Below are 14,928 nucleotides of genomic sequence, written 5' to 3'. Positions count from 1 at the left end.
GTTATTTCCCTTCTACGTATGTTCTTAACTCATCATAAATATCAGATGGTATATGAATCTCTAAATGTTTATCCAGTGCTTTTGATTGTTCAGCTTTGTCTATCACATCCATAGAATCAGAAACGTAAGCGCCTCGTCCGTTTTTCTTACCAGTGGGATCGACAAAAACTTCTCCTTCTTTTGTCTTCACCACTCTGATAAGGGACTTCTTTGGCATCATTTCTTGCGTGACAACACACTTTCTCATTGGTATTTTCTTTTTTTTTGGCATATGAGTCATCCCCCTTACTTAAACAAATCTTCATCCATGTCTTCGTAAGATTCTTCATATTCCAAAGAGTCCTCATATTCTAATGCTTCTAGGCTGTCATTAATCTCTTCTTCTGTAATAAGCCCTTCCTCTTTCGCTTCAGACTCACTTTTAATATCTATTTTCCATCCTGTTAGTTTTGCTGCTAATCTAGCATTTTGCCCTCTTTTTCCAATAGCCAAGGACAATTGATAATCCGGAACAATAACCGTTGTTGCTTTTTCCTCTTCATCGACAATTACTCGAATCACTTTAGAAGGACTTAAAGCATTTGATACGTAGACAACCGGATCTTCTGACCATTCTACGATATCTATCTTTTCTCCTTTTAGTTCATCAACTATTGTTTGGACACGCTGACCTTTTTGCCCAACACATGAACCGACAGGATCAATTTCAGGATCACGAGCGTATACCGAAATTTTAGAACGGTCACCGGCTTCACGTGCAACGGACATGACTTCTACGGTACCATCATAAATTTCCGGCACTTCCATTTCAAATAATCTCTTTAGCAAACCAGGGTGAGATCTCGATACAAAAATGTTTGGTCCTTTGTTCGTGTTTTCTACTTTTGTAACATAAACTTTGATACGATCGTGCACACGGTATGTTTCTGTTGGCATACACTCCGATTCAGGTAGTTTGGCTTCTACCTTGCCCAAATGGACATAAATAAACCTTCCATCCATACGTTGAATAGTTCCATTCATAATATCATCTTCACGATCTATATATTCATTATAGATAATGCCTCGTTCTGCTTCACGTACCCGTTGTGTCACAACTTGTTTAGCAGCTTGTGCAGCTATACGACCAAAATCTTTCGGTGTCACTTCTATTTCCACTACATCGCCAATGTCATATACAGGGCTAATTTCTTGAGCTTCTTCTAAGGAAATTTGCTGATTATGATCCTCTACTTCTTCTACAATTTCTTTTTGTGCAAAGACACCCATGGTTCCAGCGTCTTCATTTAAATCTACTCTCACATTCGTCGCAGATTTAAAGTTCTTTTTATATGCTGAAATTAATGCAGCCTCTAGAGCTTCCATTAATATGTCCTTGTCGATCCCTTTTTCTTTTTCTAAATAATTCATCGCTTCAAACAATTCTTTATTCACAATTTCTCCCCCTTTAATCAAAAGTAACAGCTAAATGGGCTTTCGCAATTTTATCAAAAGGAACTTCAACCTCTTTTTTCTTTGTCTTTACCCTATAAGAAATCTTTACATAACCATCTGTAAAATCAACTAACTCACCAGAAAATTCTTTTTCACCGTCAATTGGTTGATATAGCTTCACATAAACAGTTTTTCCGATATGTTCTTGAAAATCTTTTTCCTTCTTTAAAGGACGCTCCACGCCTGGAGATGATACTTCAAGAAAATAAGCTGCTTGTATCGGATCTACTTCATCTAGCTTATCACTTAGCTTTTCAGAAACCTGTCCGCATTCTTCAATATCAACACCATTTTCTTTATCGATGTATACACGAAGAAACCAATTTTGACCTTCTTTTTCAAACGTAATATCTACAAGTTCTAATGATAATTCTTCTAAAATAGGTAATACAAGTTCTTCTGTTTGGTCTGCAATTCGTTTACTCATAACTATATGACCCTCCTTCACCTGCAATGATATACTATTTATTGATTATGTTACCCTTTTTAAAAGATCCATACACTCTATGTATTAATAGGTATTTTCCATATATGTTGAATGATAAATCCCTTGCCAACGATGGCAAGGGATTAGCCAATAAACGTATAGCTCCCAAAATCAATAGCTACGAAGAAAGAGTGGGGAGATCCCCACTCTTTCTGAACGCTTCATACGAAATCTGTATAAAATATAGCATGAATAAAGGGAAAATGCAAGGAATTTAATCTATAAACAACATTTTAGAAGAGTGACAATTGATTTTTTTCCGCCATTCCCTCTAAACACCCTTGTTGATCTAAATATTCGAGAACCGTTTTAGATATTTTGCTACGCTCTCTTAAATCTTCTTTAGAAAGGAATTCCCCGTCTTCACGTGCTTTTTCAATGTTAATCGCTGCATTTGTACCAAGTCCATCAACCGCATTAAATGGCGGTATTAGAGATTTCCCATCAACTAAAAACTCAGTGGCAGAAGAACGGTACAAGTCTACCTTTTGAAAATCATAACCACGTTCATTCATTTCTAATGCTAACTCTAACACGGTTAATAAACTTTTTTCTTTTGGTGACGCATCATTTCCTTTATCTAATATGTCTTTAATTCGTTTTCGAATCGCATCAGATCCTTTAATCATCGTCTCTAATTCAAAATCATCAGCTCTTACGGTAAAATACGCTGCATAAAAATATAAGGGATAGTGTACTTTAAAATAGGCAATTCGAATCGCCATCAATACATATGCAGCTGCATGGGCTTTCGGGAACATGTACTTGATTTTCTTACAAGAATCAATATACCAATCAGGCACGCCATGCTTTTTCATTTCTTCGATCCACTCATCTTCTAACCCTCTACCTTTACGAACAAACTCCATGATTTTAAAGGCTAAAGATGATTCTAGTCCCTTGTGCATGAGGTATACCATAATGTCATCACGGCATCCAATAACATCAGGTAATCCACATACACCATCATTAATTAATTCTTGAGCATTTCCTAACCAAACATCTGATCCATGACTTAAACCTGAAATAATAACGAGTTCAGCGAATGTTTTCGGCTTAGTATCTTCTAACATCTGTCGCACAAAACGTGTTCCAAATTCCGGAACTCCTAAAGTACCAGTCTTACATAAAATCTGTTCAGGTGTTACTCCTAATACTTCAGGACCAGAGAATATCTTCATCACCTCTGCGTCATGTGTCGGAATTGTGGTAGGATCAATACCACTTAGATCTTGTAACATTCGAATCATTGTAGGATCATCATGACCTAATATATCTAGTTTTAATAAGTTGTCATGGATCGAATGGAAATCAAAGTGAGTTGTTCGCCATTCTGAGTTTCGGTCATCTGCTGGATATTGAATAGGTGTAAAATCATAAATTTCCTTATCATCAGGTACAACGATAATTCCGCCTGGGTGTTGTCCAGTTGTTCTTTTGGCACCTGTACAGCCTTTAACAAGTCTATCTACTTCAGCGCTTTTTAAATTAATCTCATGATCGCTAGCATATCCTTTCACATAACCATACGCCGTTTTTTCAGCCACTGTTCCGATGGTGCCAGCTCGATAAACATTATCTTCCCCAAACAATACTTTTGTGTAATTATGAGCACGAGGTTGATATTCACCAGAGAAGTTCAAGTCAATATCTGGAACCTTATCCCCTTTAAATCCTAAGAATGTCTCGAACGGGATATCTTGTCCATCCTTATTTAATTCCGCCTGACATTTTGGACAGTTTTTGTCTGGAAGATCAAAACCACTTCCAACAGAACCGTCATCAAAAAATTCACTATACTTACACTCCGGGCAAACATAATGAGGTGGAAGCGGGTTTACCTCGGTTATTTCTGTAAACGTAGCAATGAGAGAAGAACCTACGGATCCTCTTGAACCAACTAGGTATCCATCATCTAACGATTTTTTTACTAGTTTTTGTGAGATCAAATAAATAACCGCAAAGCCATGTCCGATAATACTTTTTAATTCTTTTTCTATTCTTTTTTCTACTAATTCTGGTATCGGATCACCATACACATTTCTTGCAAAAGAATAACTTAATTCCCTTATCTCTTCTTCCGCTCCTTCAATGTTAGGTGTATATAAATCTTCTTTTACAGGTTTTATTTCATCTATCTTATCCACCAGCAATTTTGGATTTTGAATCACAATCTCTGTTGCTTTTTCTTCACCTAAAAAAGAGAATGCTTCCACCATCTCATTGGTTGTTCGAAAATACACATTAGGTAATGTTTGACGGTTTAACGGATTCCCGCTCTGGGAAGCAATTAATATTTTTCGATATAAACGGTCATTTGGCTCTAAATGATGGACATTTCCTGTTGCTACACACGGTTTTCCAAGTGTATCTGCCATCTCTACAATATTACGTATAATATCATAAAGCTGTGCTTCTGTTTGCACGAGCTCTTTTTCGATAAGGTGCTCAAAATTACTTGGAGGTTGTACTTCTATATAGTCATAGAATTTTGCTACTTTTTCCGCTTGTTCTCTCGATTTCTGCATCATCGTTTCAAAGACTTCGCCTTGGTCGCAAGCAGTACCCACTAAAATTCCTTTACGGTAACTGGAAAGTTTCGATCTTGGAATTCTAGGTACACGATAAAAGTAATCAATATGCGCTGAAGAAACAAGTTTATAAATATTTTTAAGCCCTTCATTATCTATTGCCAATAAGGTGGCATGAAAAGGTCTAGAACGTTGATAGGCGTTCCCTTCTCCCATATGTTGATTAAACTGTTGATGATTTATAATACCTTTTTCATTGGATAATTTGACTAGTTTCCAAAGCAAGTAACCCGTAGCTTCTGCATCATAAATCGCTCTGTGATGCTGTGTTAATTCAATGTCCATCTTTTTACACAATGTATTTAAACGATGGTTTTTCATTTCCGGGAATAAAAGTCGGGCTAATTCTAATGTATCTATGACTGGGTTGGCTGCTTCATCCAAGCCAATACGCTTGAAGCCAGTGTTCAAGAAACCCATATCAAAATCAGCGTTATGGGCCACTAATATATCATTTTCGATCCAACCATGGAAATCTTTTAATACCTCTTCTACCTCTGGTGCATCTTTAACCATATCATCCGTAATACCTGTTAAGTTAATCGTAGTTTCTGATAGTGGGTGATGCGGATTGGCAAAGGATTCAAATCGGTCAATAATTTCTCCATTTTTTATTTTAACTGCAGCTAACTCGATAATGGTATCATAAACTGCAGATAAGCCAGTCGTTTCCACGTCGAATACTACATAGGTATCTTCCATTAAATTTCGATCTTGCTCATTATAAGCTATGGGAACCCCATCATCTACAATATTCGCTTCAACCCCGTAAACGACTTTCACTCCATGCTTTTGTCCAGCGGCATAAGCTTCCGGATAGGATTGAGCAACAGCGTGATCAGTTATAGCAATGGCTTCATGTCCCCAATCACTAGCTTGCTTAATTAATTGGGAAGCCGATACAACGGAATCCATTTGGCTCATCAACGTGTGTGCATGCAATTCAATTCGCTTTTCTCCATCTATTCCTTCATCTACTCTAGAAACTGATGATGGTACTTCTTGAATGTCTTTTGCCATCATCGTGAGTTCATTGGTAAAGTTATCGGTTTGCACAGTACCTTTAGCTTTTACCCATTGTCCTGCTTTTAGCTGCTTAAATTTCTCTACATCTTGATCCCCTTTAGAAAACATCTTGATTTGAAATGAATCGGAATAATCGGTTACTTTCAACATCAATAAATGTCTTCCTGATCTTAATTCACGTATTTCTGCATCAAATAAATAGCCTTCAAAAACAACATTACGTTCTTCTTCAAGAATATCCTCCATTTTTACTGGTTCATCTTTAATTGGATAACCGATTGCTACTGGCCCATTAGAAGTTTGTTCTTGCTTCTTCTCTTCTGCTCTTTGTTCCTGTTGCTTGAACGCTTCTTCTACCCTCTTTTTATCTTCCATTGCTTTCTCTTGCTGAAATCTCTCTATTTCATCTTGCTGGTCAACTACTTGCATCTGAATGGATTTTTTTAGAGCACCAATTCTAGAGCAAAAAAGATCGAATCGTTGTTGCATCTCTTTATGAAGGGACTGTTTTTCTATTTCATTCGACACAGTTAACATAATGTTATTATCGTTAATTGATGGTTGTTTATTTTCGAATGAAAGGTATCTAGGTGATTCATGTATCAGTTCTGAAACAAAAATTTGCCAATATTTATACCATTCTTCCTCTGACATTTGTTGATGTTTAACAGCTATTTCCCATTTTACTTTGGCAATGTTAGCAAACGATTCGGTTAATTTTAGGATAAATAATTGATACACATCAGCAGGCAGGATATTCTCTAGCTTAAAATAAAATTGCCATACCTTACTTGACCTATATACTTCTAACTTTTCTATCCTTCCATTCTGAAAATATTTATTTTTCATATCATTTGGAATACCAATTTGTTCTGTTAATAATTGAAACTTTTTTTGACTAGAGACATCCATTTTTATCCCCTTCGCTTCTTTCTTTTTTTAGTTTTATGTCAAATATTAGGGCATATCCTGAATAGAACATGGAATCTTTCTTACATGAATTGTGTCTATACCCGAAGAATGTTCTAGAATTTATTAATTCCCTTAACCACCATTGTGGCAAGGGAATTTTTTTATTTTAAGATAGATGCTATTTTTTCATTTACTTCAGACACATGAATATCAAATTGTTCTCCAGTAGCTCTGATTTTACACTCTACATAGCCTTCATTTGCGCGTTTCCCAACTGTTAACCTTACTGGCAAGCCAATCAGATCACTGTCAGCAAATTTCACACCTGGACGCTCTTTTCGATCATCATACAGGACAGAAATACCTTGGCCTTGCAACTGTTTGTAAAGCTGTTCTGATACAGAATTCTGCTCCTCATTTTTGATGTTTATCGTTACAATATGAGCTTGGTATGGTGTAATAGAAGCAGGCCACGTAATCCCATTATCATCATGATACTGCTCCACAATGGCTGCTAACGTTCTGGAAATACCAATACCATAACAACCCATTGTCATTGTTTGTTGTTTACCTTGCTCATCCAAATAGGAAGCTCCTAATTTTTCGGCATAAAACTGTCCTAGCTTAAAGACATGACCTACTTCAATACCTTTCGCAAATTGAATGGTACCATTTCCATCTGGAGAAATATCTCCTTCTTGTATAAAACGTACATCATGATAGTCTGAAACATGGAAGTCTTTATCTGGGTTTACATTTACAAAATGTTTGTCATCTTGATTAGCCCCACAGTATGCGTTACGCATATATTTCAAAGCGTAATCTGCTATAACATCCACATTTTTGACATCAATTGGTCCAATGGATCCTACATCGGCTCCTAGAATTTCTTTTGTTTCTTCCTCCGAAGCTAATTCAATGTTGGTAGCATTATAGATATTTTTCAACTTTATATCATTTATTTCGTGGTCACCACGAGCTAACACCAATACATATTGGTCATCTATCTTAAACAATAGTGATTTAATTCCTTTCTCTAATGGCAAACTAAGAAATTGGGATACTTCTTCCATGGATTTATAATTTGGCGTGTCCACTAATTCTTTAGCTTGCATGTGTTCTTCACTTTGTTGATAGTTATCCAATACTGGTGCCATTTCTATATTTGCAGCAAAATCAGAACTATCTGAATAAGCAATAATGTCCTCCCCAATGTCTGATAATACCATGAATTCATGTGTATCTTTACCACCCATTGCTCCGGAGTCCGCAATAACTGCTCTAAAATTCAAGCCACAGCGTTTAAAGATATTGGAATACGCCTGAAACATTTTGTCATATGCTTCATCCAAACTTTCATTAGAATCATGAAATGTATAAGCATCTTTCATAACAAACTCTCGACCACGCAATAAGCCAAAACGAGGGCGTTTCTCATCTCTAAATTTCGTTTGGATTTGATAAAGGCTTAATGGAAGTCTTTTATAACTTTTTACTTCATCACGAATAAGGCTAGTAATCACTTCTTCATGCGTAGCTCCTAAAGCAAATTCACGTTCATGTCGATCATTCAAACGCATCAACTCAGAACCAAAGTTGTACCATCTACCTGTCTCTTTCCATAAGTCAGATGGTTGTAGTGCAGGCATAAGCATTTCCACTGCCCCTGCTTTTTCCATTTCTTCACGAACAATTTTCTCAACATTCTTTAACACTTTTTGCCCAAGAGGCAGGAAACTATATACACCTGATGCCGTTTGGCGAATATAACCGCCGCGTACTAGCAATTGATGGCTTTTGATTTCAGCGTCATTTGGTACTTCTTTTAATGTTGGAATTAATGTTTGACTATGTCTCATACTATTTTTCACCTCAAGCTTTTAATTTGATCTCTAATCTATTTATCACATAAAAAGTCTTTGAATGTCGTTCCAAGTTACGATAATCATTAATAACATCAATAATGCAAACCCAATGAAATGGACAACTCCTTCTTTTTGTGGGTCAATGGGCTTTCCACGTACAGCTTCTAAACCTACAAAAATTAATCTGCCACCATCTAACGCTGGCAATGGAAGTAAATTAATGATACCTAAATTAACACTTAAAACGGCTGTCCATTTGAGAAAATTGAGAAAGCCTGTTTTTACAACTTGATCTGTTGCATCATAGATACCGACTGGGCCTGATAACATATCGATGGAAAATTGACCGGTTACGAGCTTACCTAGATTTACAAGTATTAAAGTAGACCATTCATATGTTTGTTCAACACTATATGGAATGGATCTCCAAAATGACTGTTCTAAAGCTAGCCTTACACCCACTTGACCAATCTCTTCATCTTGAATTTCCACACGATCTGGAGTGATTTGTAAGGGGATATTCTCTCCATCGCGTAAAACAACTGTATCAATCAATTCATTCGGGCTGGACTGTACAATTGTTTGAAATTCACTCCACTCATTTATAGATTCACCATTCATTTCTATTACTGTATCTCCTGGTTGAATTCCAGCTTCTTCTGCAGGGCTTCCTTCTAAAACGGAGCCAATTTGAACATCTTCTACAGGTACTCCTTGAATAAGTCCAAGAATAACAAATATAACTAAAGTGAGAATAAAATTCATCATAGGACCAGCAAATAATTGCATCGCTCTTTGTCCAACCGTTTTAGAAGAAAATTGTCGATTATATGGTGCAATTTGAGTAGCTCTTTCATCCATCACAAAATCTGCATTGTCTGCAACTTTAAATGAGTACCAATTCTCATCATCCGGTTCATAACCTTCAATGATTAATGCATGATCAAGGTCAATATTATCTACTTCAATAACTAGTGCGTCTGGGTGCTTTGCTTTATTATTTACAATAATTTGATTGACTTCTTCCTTATGATTGAATGTTAATCCTACGTGTTGACCTCTCTTTATATCAATAATCTCTGGGTCTTCCCCTGCTACTCGAACATACCCCCCCATAGGCAATAAGCGTATCGTATAAAGTGTCTCCTCTTTTTTAAAAGAGAATATTTTAGGGCCAAACCCGATAGCAAACTCTCTTACTAACATACCTGCTCTTTTAGCAAATATGAAATGTCCAAATTCATGCACAGAAACTAACAGACCGAACATTAATATAAATGCAATGACGGTGTTCAAATAAAGCACGCTCCTTCCAAATCCTGCAACAATTAATAATGATACGATCTATAAATAGATTCTCTTGTTTGCTGATCAATGGTTTCAATAGTATTTAAATCAGGATTATTGACCGTATCATGTCTTTCTAAAGCTTGTTCAATCACCTTCTCTATGTCTAAAAAGCGAATCTTTTCATGTAAAAATAGATCTACTGCTGCCTCATTGGCTGCATTTAGTACAGTTGGCATTGTTCCGCCTATTTTCCCTGCATTATAAGCAAATTGCAGGCATGGGAACCTTATCTTATCCATTTCAGTAAAATGCAAAGCACCAATTTCCAATAAATTCAAGCTTCTCGTTTGCTGTAATGGAAAACGGGATGGGTAGGTTAAAGCATACTGAATGGGTACACGCATATCCGGGGTACCTAACTGTGCTATTACACTCCTATCTTCAAATTCTACCATGGAATGGATGATACTTTCTTTATGTTGAATGACGTCAATTTGGTCATAAGGCATATTAAATAACCAGTGAGCTTCTATTACTTCCAAGCCTTTATTCATCATTGTCGCAGAGTCAATTGTAATTTTGGCGCCCATACTCCAGTTAGGATGATTCAGAGCATCTCGTATCGTAACATGTTCTAGTTGTTCTCGTGTTTTATCGCGAAAGCTTCCCCCAGATGCTGTTAAGATAATCTTCTTAATACTATTAACCGACTCACCATTTAATGACTGAAAAATAGCAGAGTGTTCACTGTCAACTGGTAATAAAGAGACATTATACTGTTTTACTTTTTCCATTACCAAATGGCCGGCAGTTACTAATGTCTCCTTATTAGCAATCGCTACTTTTTTTTGATTTTCAATAGCTGTCAATGTTGCTTTTAACCCTATACTCCCCATCACAGCATTCACTACTATATCCACCTTTGGGTGTCTGCTTACTTCTTCCATTCCATTTTTACCAACAAGGATATCGATAGATTGATTCGCTAATTTTATGGATAGATCTTGCTTTATTTTTTCATTTTCTACAACAACCATTTCAGGTTCGTGCTTATGGATAATATCTAATCCAGCTTCAATATTTCTACCAAATGCTATGGCGAATAAACGAAACTCTTCAGGATGTTGCCCGATAACGTCTAGAGTTTGTAATCCAATAGAACCTGTTGCCCCTAGTAATGTAATATATTTCATTGACGAAACGCTCCAATATTAATAATTTATGATATAAAATGAATAAAATGTAATAAAGGGAAAACAAATAACCAACTATCAAAGCGATCTAAAATTCCACCGTGACCAGGCAATACATTGCCTGAATCTTTCACCTCATAGTGCCGTTTTATTGCAGATTCAACTAAATCCCCTATCTGTGCAAACAATGAAGCTGTCATTGTCACCATGAGCAGTAACCAAAGAGAGTCATGAAAAGGAAAGAAATGTTGGAAAATAAGAGTGACAACACATGCTGTCAGTATACCTCCTACTGCCCCTTCAATTGTTTTATTAGGACTTATTTTAGGCCATAGCTTTTTCTTTCCTATTGCCCTACCGAAAAAATATGCACCAGTATCTGTTGAAAGTATTACTAGAATAGCATAAAAAGTATAAACTAGTCCATTTTCGACAAAACGTGTTTCGATTAAATAATAAAAACCGAGCCCTACATAAATAGATGATAAGATTAAGAATCCTGCATCATCAAAAGTAAATTTGTTTTTCACCAATACAGTGTAAGCAAGTACTAGTAGTACAAAAATCATGACCATTTCTAACTTGGTTGTAAATAAAGTGAGCTCGCTTTTGAATAAAAGTGACCACATAAGAATGATGGATAATGATGTAGGAATGATATACTTTGTTGTTTTTCTCATATGAAGTAATTCTATTAGCCCGATCGTAGCAATAGCATACATCACTACTTGAAAAGGCAGTCCCCCAATAAATACTAGAGGGAAAAATAATAAAATAGCAATGATTGCCGTTATTACTCTAATCTTCAAAACTGTTCACACCCTATACTCCGCCATAACGGCGTTTTCTTCTTTGGAAATCGTAAATCGCTTTCTCAAACTGTTCACCGTCAAAATCGGGCCACAGTATGTCAGTAAACCATAACTCAGAATAAGCAGCCTGCCATAACAAGAAGTTGCTTAATCTAAGTTCCCCGCTTGTTCGAATAATTAAGTCTGGATCCCCCAAATCAGCTGTAAACAAATAGTCATTTAACATGTCCTCATTTATATCATCTACACTATATGCACCATCTATAACTCCTTGGCATATTTGTTTAACAGAATGTATCATTTCATGACGACTACCATAATTAATGGCTATATTTAAGACTAGCCCTGTATTATGCGTTGTTTGATCTACAGCCCTTTTAATAGCATCTTTTGTCCTTTGCGGCAATGCATTTACCTCACCGATCGTTTGAATTTTTACATTACGATCCATTAACTCTGGTAAGTAGTGTTGCAGAAAGTCTATCGGTAATTTTAATAAATATTCAATTTCATCTGTTGGCCGTTTCCAATTTTCAGTAGAAAATGCATATATGGTTAATACTTCAATTCCAAATTGATTAGCCTTTCTGACAACTTTTTTTATATTGTCCATACCTTCTTTATGTCCGGCAACTCTCGGCAACCCTCTCTTTTGAGCCCATCTTCCATTTCCATCCATTATGATCGCAACATGATTAGGTATTCTGCCTTGGTCTTTATGCTGTAAGGAAGACTCTGCCTTTCTATTCTTTTTATTAAAAGGAAGTTTAAACAAATCCATATAATATCCTCCATCAATCATTTCACCTATGTATCATTATAAGTATATCATTACCTTCGATATAAAAGTGCAAAAACCCTCTTATTCAAGAGGGCTATCATACTTACATTTTATTCTACCTTTTTTTTGCTTATACTTCCATTATTTCCTGTTCTTTTCCCTTCGTTAGTTCATCAATTTTTGCAATAAACTTATCTGTTTCAGCTTGAACATCATTTTGGAAGCCTTTTAACTCATCTTCTGTCAAATCACCATTTTTTTCGTCCTTTTTCAATTGGTCATTAGCATCTCGACGAATATTACGGATTTGAACCTTTGATTCTTCTGCATATTTTCCAACTAATTTAACTAAATCTTTTCTTCTTTCTTCTGTTAATGGAGGTATATTGATACGGACTACATTACCGTCGCTTGATGGAGATAAACCTAGGTCTGCTTTTTGGATTCCCTTTTCAATATCAGAAATAGAAGATTTATCAAATGGTGTAATGACTAATAATCGTGCTTCAGGTACTGAAATTGTAGCAAGTTGGTTTAATGGTGTTGGTGCACCATAATACTCTACTGTCACACTATCTAATAATGCAGGATTAGCTCTTCCTGCTCTAACAGTTGCCAAGTTTTTGGAATATGCTTTTGCAGCTTGATTCATTTTTTCTTCTGTTTCCTTAATCAGTTGTTCTGACATTATTGGTTCCCCCTTATAATTGTTCCGATGTTTTCACCTAGAACCGCTTTTTTAATATTTCCTTCCTCTGAAATAGAGAAGACAAGCAATGGAATGTTATTATCCATACATAATGACGAAGCAGTGGAATCCATTACACCTAGCCCTTCATTTAGAATTTCTAAATAGGAAAGGGAATCATATTTTTGAGCATCTTTATTAACTTTTGGATCAGAAGTATATACCCCATCGACATTATTCTTTGCCATAAGAATAACATCAGCTTCTACTTCGGCCGCTCTCAGAGCAGCTGTTGTGTCTGTAGAGAAATAAGGGTTACCTGTACCAGCAGCAAAAATCACCACTCGCTTTTTCTCAAGATGGCGGATCGCTTTTCGTCGTATGTACGGTTCCGCCACTTGTCTCATCTCAATAGATGTTTGAACGCGAGTAGGAATACCCTCATTCTCTAGACTATCCTGGAGTGCTAATGAGTTCATGACGGTTGCAAGCATACCCATATAATCAGCATTAGCACGGTCCATGCCCATTTCGCTGCCAACTTTACCGCGCCAAATATTGCCGCCGCCAACAACAACCACAACCTCAACACCTAATTCTACGACATCTTTTACTTGTTTTGCAACAGAACGGATAATAGAAGGTTCAAGACCATAACCTTGTTCTCCGCTTAATGCTTCGCCACTTAATTTTAAGACAATTCTTCTGTAGTTAGCAGTAGTCATAATAACCTCCATTTATGTAAATATTATAATAAAATTGTCGTTTCCATGTCTATATGAAAATAAATTTATTATAAGTTAACATATTTCCATTCTACTCTCAAAGAAAAGGGACACAATGTGCCCCTTCCTAACAAACATTATTATTTTTGCTTCACTTGGTTCATTACTTCTTCAGCAAAGTTATCTTCACGTTTTTCGATACCTTCCCCTACCTCGTAACGAACAAAGGATTTTACAGTAGCATTATGATTTTTCGCTATCTGCTTCACTTTTTGGTCTGGATCTTTCACAAAGCTTTGTTCTAATAAACAAATTTCTTCGAAGAATTTGTTAAGACGACCTTCTACCATTTTCTCCACGATATGTTCTGGTTTTCCTTCATTTAATGCTTGTGTTTTCAATACTTCTTTCTCTTTTTCTACATCTTCTGCAGAAACAGAGTCGCGAGAAAGATAACGAGGGTTAACTGCTGCTACATGCATGGCAATGTCCTTAGCTACCTGCTCATCTGTAGTACCTTCAAGTACTGTGATAACACCAATATTTCCACCCATATGAGTGTAAGCACCAAATGCATCATTGTCTGTCTTCTCGAAAATTTGGAAACGACGCAGGGAGAGTTTTTCACCGATTTTTGCAATATTGCTAGTGATATACTGTTCTACCGTATCTCCATCCCCATGAAGTGGTTGTTGAAGAGCTTCTTCTAGTGTTTCTGGAGTTTGAGAAAGTAAGTGGTCAGCCAATTCTTTCATCAATGCTTTGAATTGATCATTTTTGGTAACAAAATCTGTTTCACAGTTCACTTCGAGTAAAACCGCTTTGTTTCCTTCTACCTCTACATAAGCAGAACCTTCTGCTGCAATTCGATCAGCTTTTTTCGCTGCTTTTGAGATACCTTTTTCACGTAGGAAGTCTACAGCTTTCTCGATATCACCATCAGTTTCTTGAAGTGCTTTTTTACAATCCATCATTCCAGCACCAGTTTTTTCTCTTAGTTCTTTTACTAGCTTTGCAGAAATTGCCATCATTATTTCCTCCTTTAATATTACATATATTGCTTA

Annotated in this window: 12 protein-coding genes; all 12 read right to left on the bottom strand. The window is 36.3% G+C overall.

Translation table 11 applies throughout. The features are described from left to right. Position 1: 1 nt before the first annotated feature. Positions 2–271 carry an RNase P modulator RnpM gene (rnpM, locus tag GHD00_RS04115; protein ID WP_163536834.1) on the bottom strand — a complete coding sequence of 90 codons (270 nt, stop codon included), beginning with the start codon at positions 269–271 and terminating at the stop codon, positions 2–4. Between the two features lie 14 nt (positions 272–285). Continuing rightward, positions 286–1,434 (bottom strand): transcription termination factor NusA, encoded by a 1,149-nt coding sequence (nusA, locus tag GHD00_RS04110; protein WP_163536833.1) that lies wholly within the window; start codon positions 1,432–1,434, stop codon positions 286–288. A 13-nt stretch (positions 1,435–1,447) separates the two neighbouring features. Next, entirely contained in the window at positions 1,448–1,921 is a 474-nt protein-coding gene (gene rimP / locus GHD00_RS04105; RefSeq protein ID WP_163536832.1) for a ribosome maturation factor RimP, read from the bottom strand. Between the two features lie 293 nt (positions 1,922–2,214). Next, entirely contained in the window at positions 2,215–6,510 is a 4,296-nt protein-coding gene (locus GHD00_RS04100; RefSeq protein ID WP_163536831.1) for a PolC-type DNA polymerase III, read from the bottom strand. 161 nt (positions 6,511–6,671) lie between these two features. Further along, positions 6,672–8,369 carry a proline--tRNA ligase gene (locus GHD00_RS04095; RefSeq protein ID WP_163536830.1) on the bottom strand — a complete coding sequence of 566 codons (1,698 nt, stop codon included), beginning with the start codon at positions 8,367–8,369 and terminating at the stop codon, positions 6,672–6,674. Between the two features lie 45 nt (positions 8,370–8,414). After that, positions 8,415–9,671 carry an RIP metalloprotease RseP gene (rseP, locus tag GHD00_RS04090; RefSeq protein ID WP_163536829.1) on the bottom strand — a complete coding sequence of 419 codons (1,257 nt, stop codon included), beginning with the start codon at positions 9,669–9,671 and terminating at the stop codon, positions 8,415–8,417. A gap of 32 nt (positions 9,672–9,703) precedes the next feature. Further along, positions 9,704–10,858, bottom strand: coding sequence for a 1-deoxy-D-xylulose-5-phosphate reductoisomerase (gene dxr, locus GHD00_RS04085; RefSeq protein WP_163536828.1), 1,155 nt, complete (start codon positions 10,856–10,858; stop codon positions 9,704–9,706). 26 nt (positions 10,859–10,884) lie between these two features. Continuing rightward, entirely contained in the window at positions 10,885–11,667 is a 783-nt protein-coding gene (locus GHD00_RS04080; RefSeq protein ID WP_163536827.1) for a phosphatidate cytidylyltransferase, read from the bottom strand. 13 nt (positions 11,668–11,680) lie between these two features. Then, a complete protein-coding gene (locus GHD00_RS04075) occupies positions 11,681–12,451 on the bottom strand; it encodes an isoprenyl transferase (protein WP_163536826.1) in 771 nt (256 codons plus the stop codon). Positions 12,452–12,581: 130 nt separating this feature from the next. After that, the gene (gene frr, locus GHD00_RS04070; protein ID WP_163536825.1) at positions 12,582–13,139 is read right to left on the bottom strand and encodes a ribosome recycling factor; all 558 of its coding nucleotides are present in this window, start codon (positions 13,137–13,139) and stop codon (positions 12,582–12,584) included. After that, complete coding sequence (pyrH, locus tag GHD00_RS04065; RefSeq protein ID WP_163536824.1) at positions 13,139–13,864, bottom strand: UMP kinase; 726 nt, start codon at positions 13,862–13,864, stop codon at positions 13,139–13,141. The genes frr and pyrH overlap by 1 nt, the downstream gene beginning before the upstream one ends. A 140-nt stretch (positions 13,865–14,004) precedes the next feature. After that, positions 14,005–14,892, bottom strand: coding sequence for a translation elongation factor Ts (gene tsf, locus GHD00_RS04060; protein ID WP_163536823.1), 888 nt, complete (start codon positions 14,890–14,892; stop codon positions 14,005–14,007). Positions 14,893–14,928: the final 36 nt, after the last annotated feature.

Origin of the sequence: Gracilibacillus sp. YIM 98692 (assembly GCF_010993965.1) — a bacterium.
Taxonomy (GTDB): Bacteria; Bacillota; Bacilli; order Bacillales; family Amphibacillaceae; genus Gracilibacillus.
This window is presented reverse-complemented; position numbering and strand designations above follow the sequence as displayed.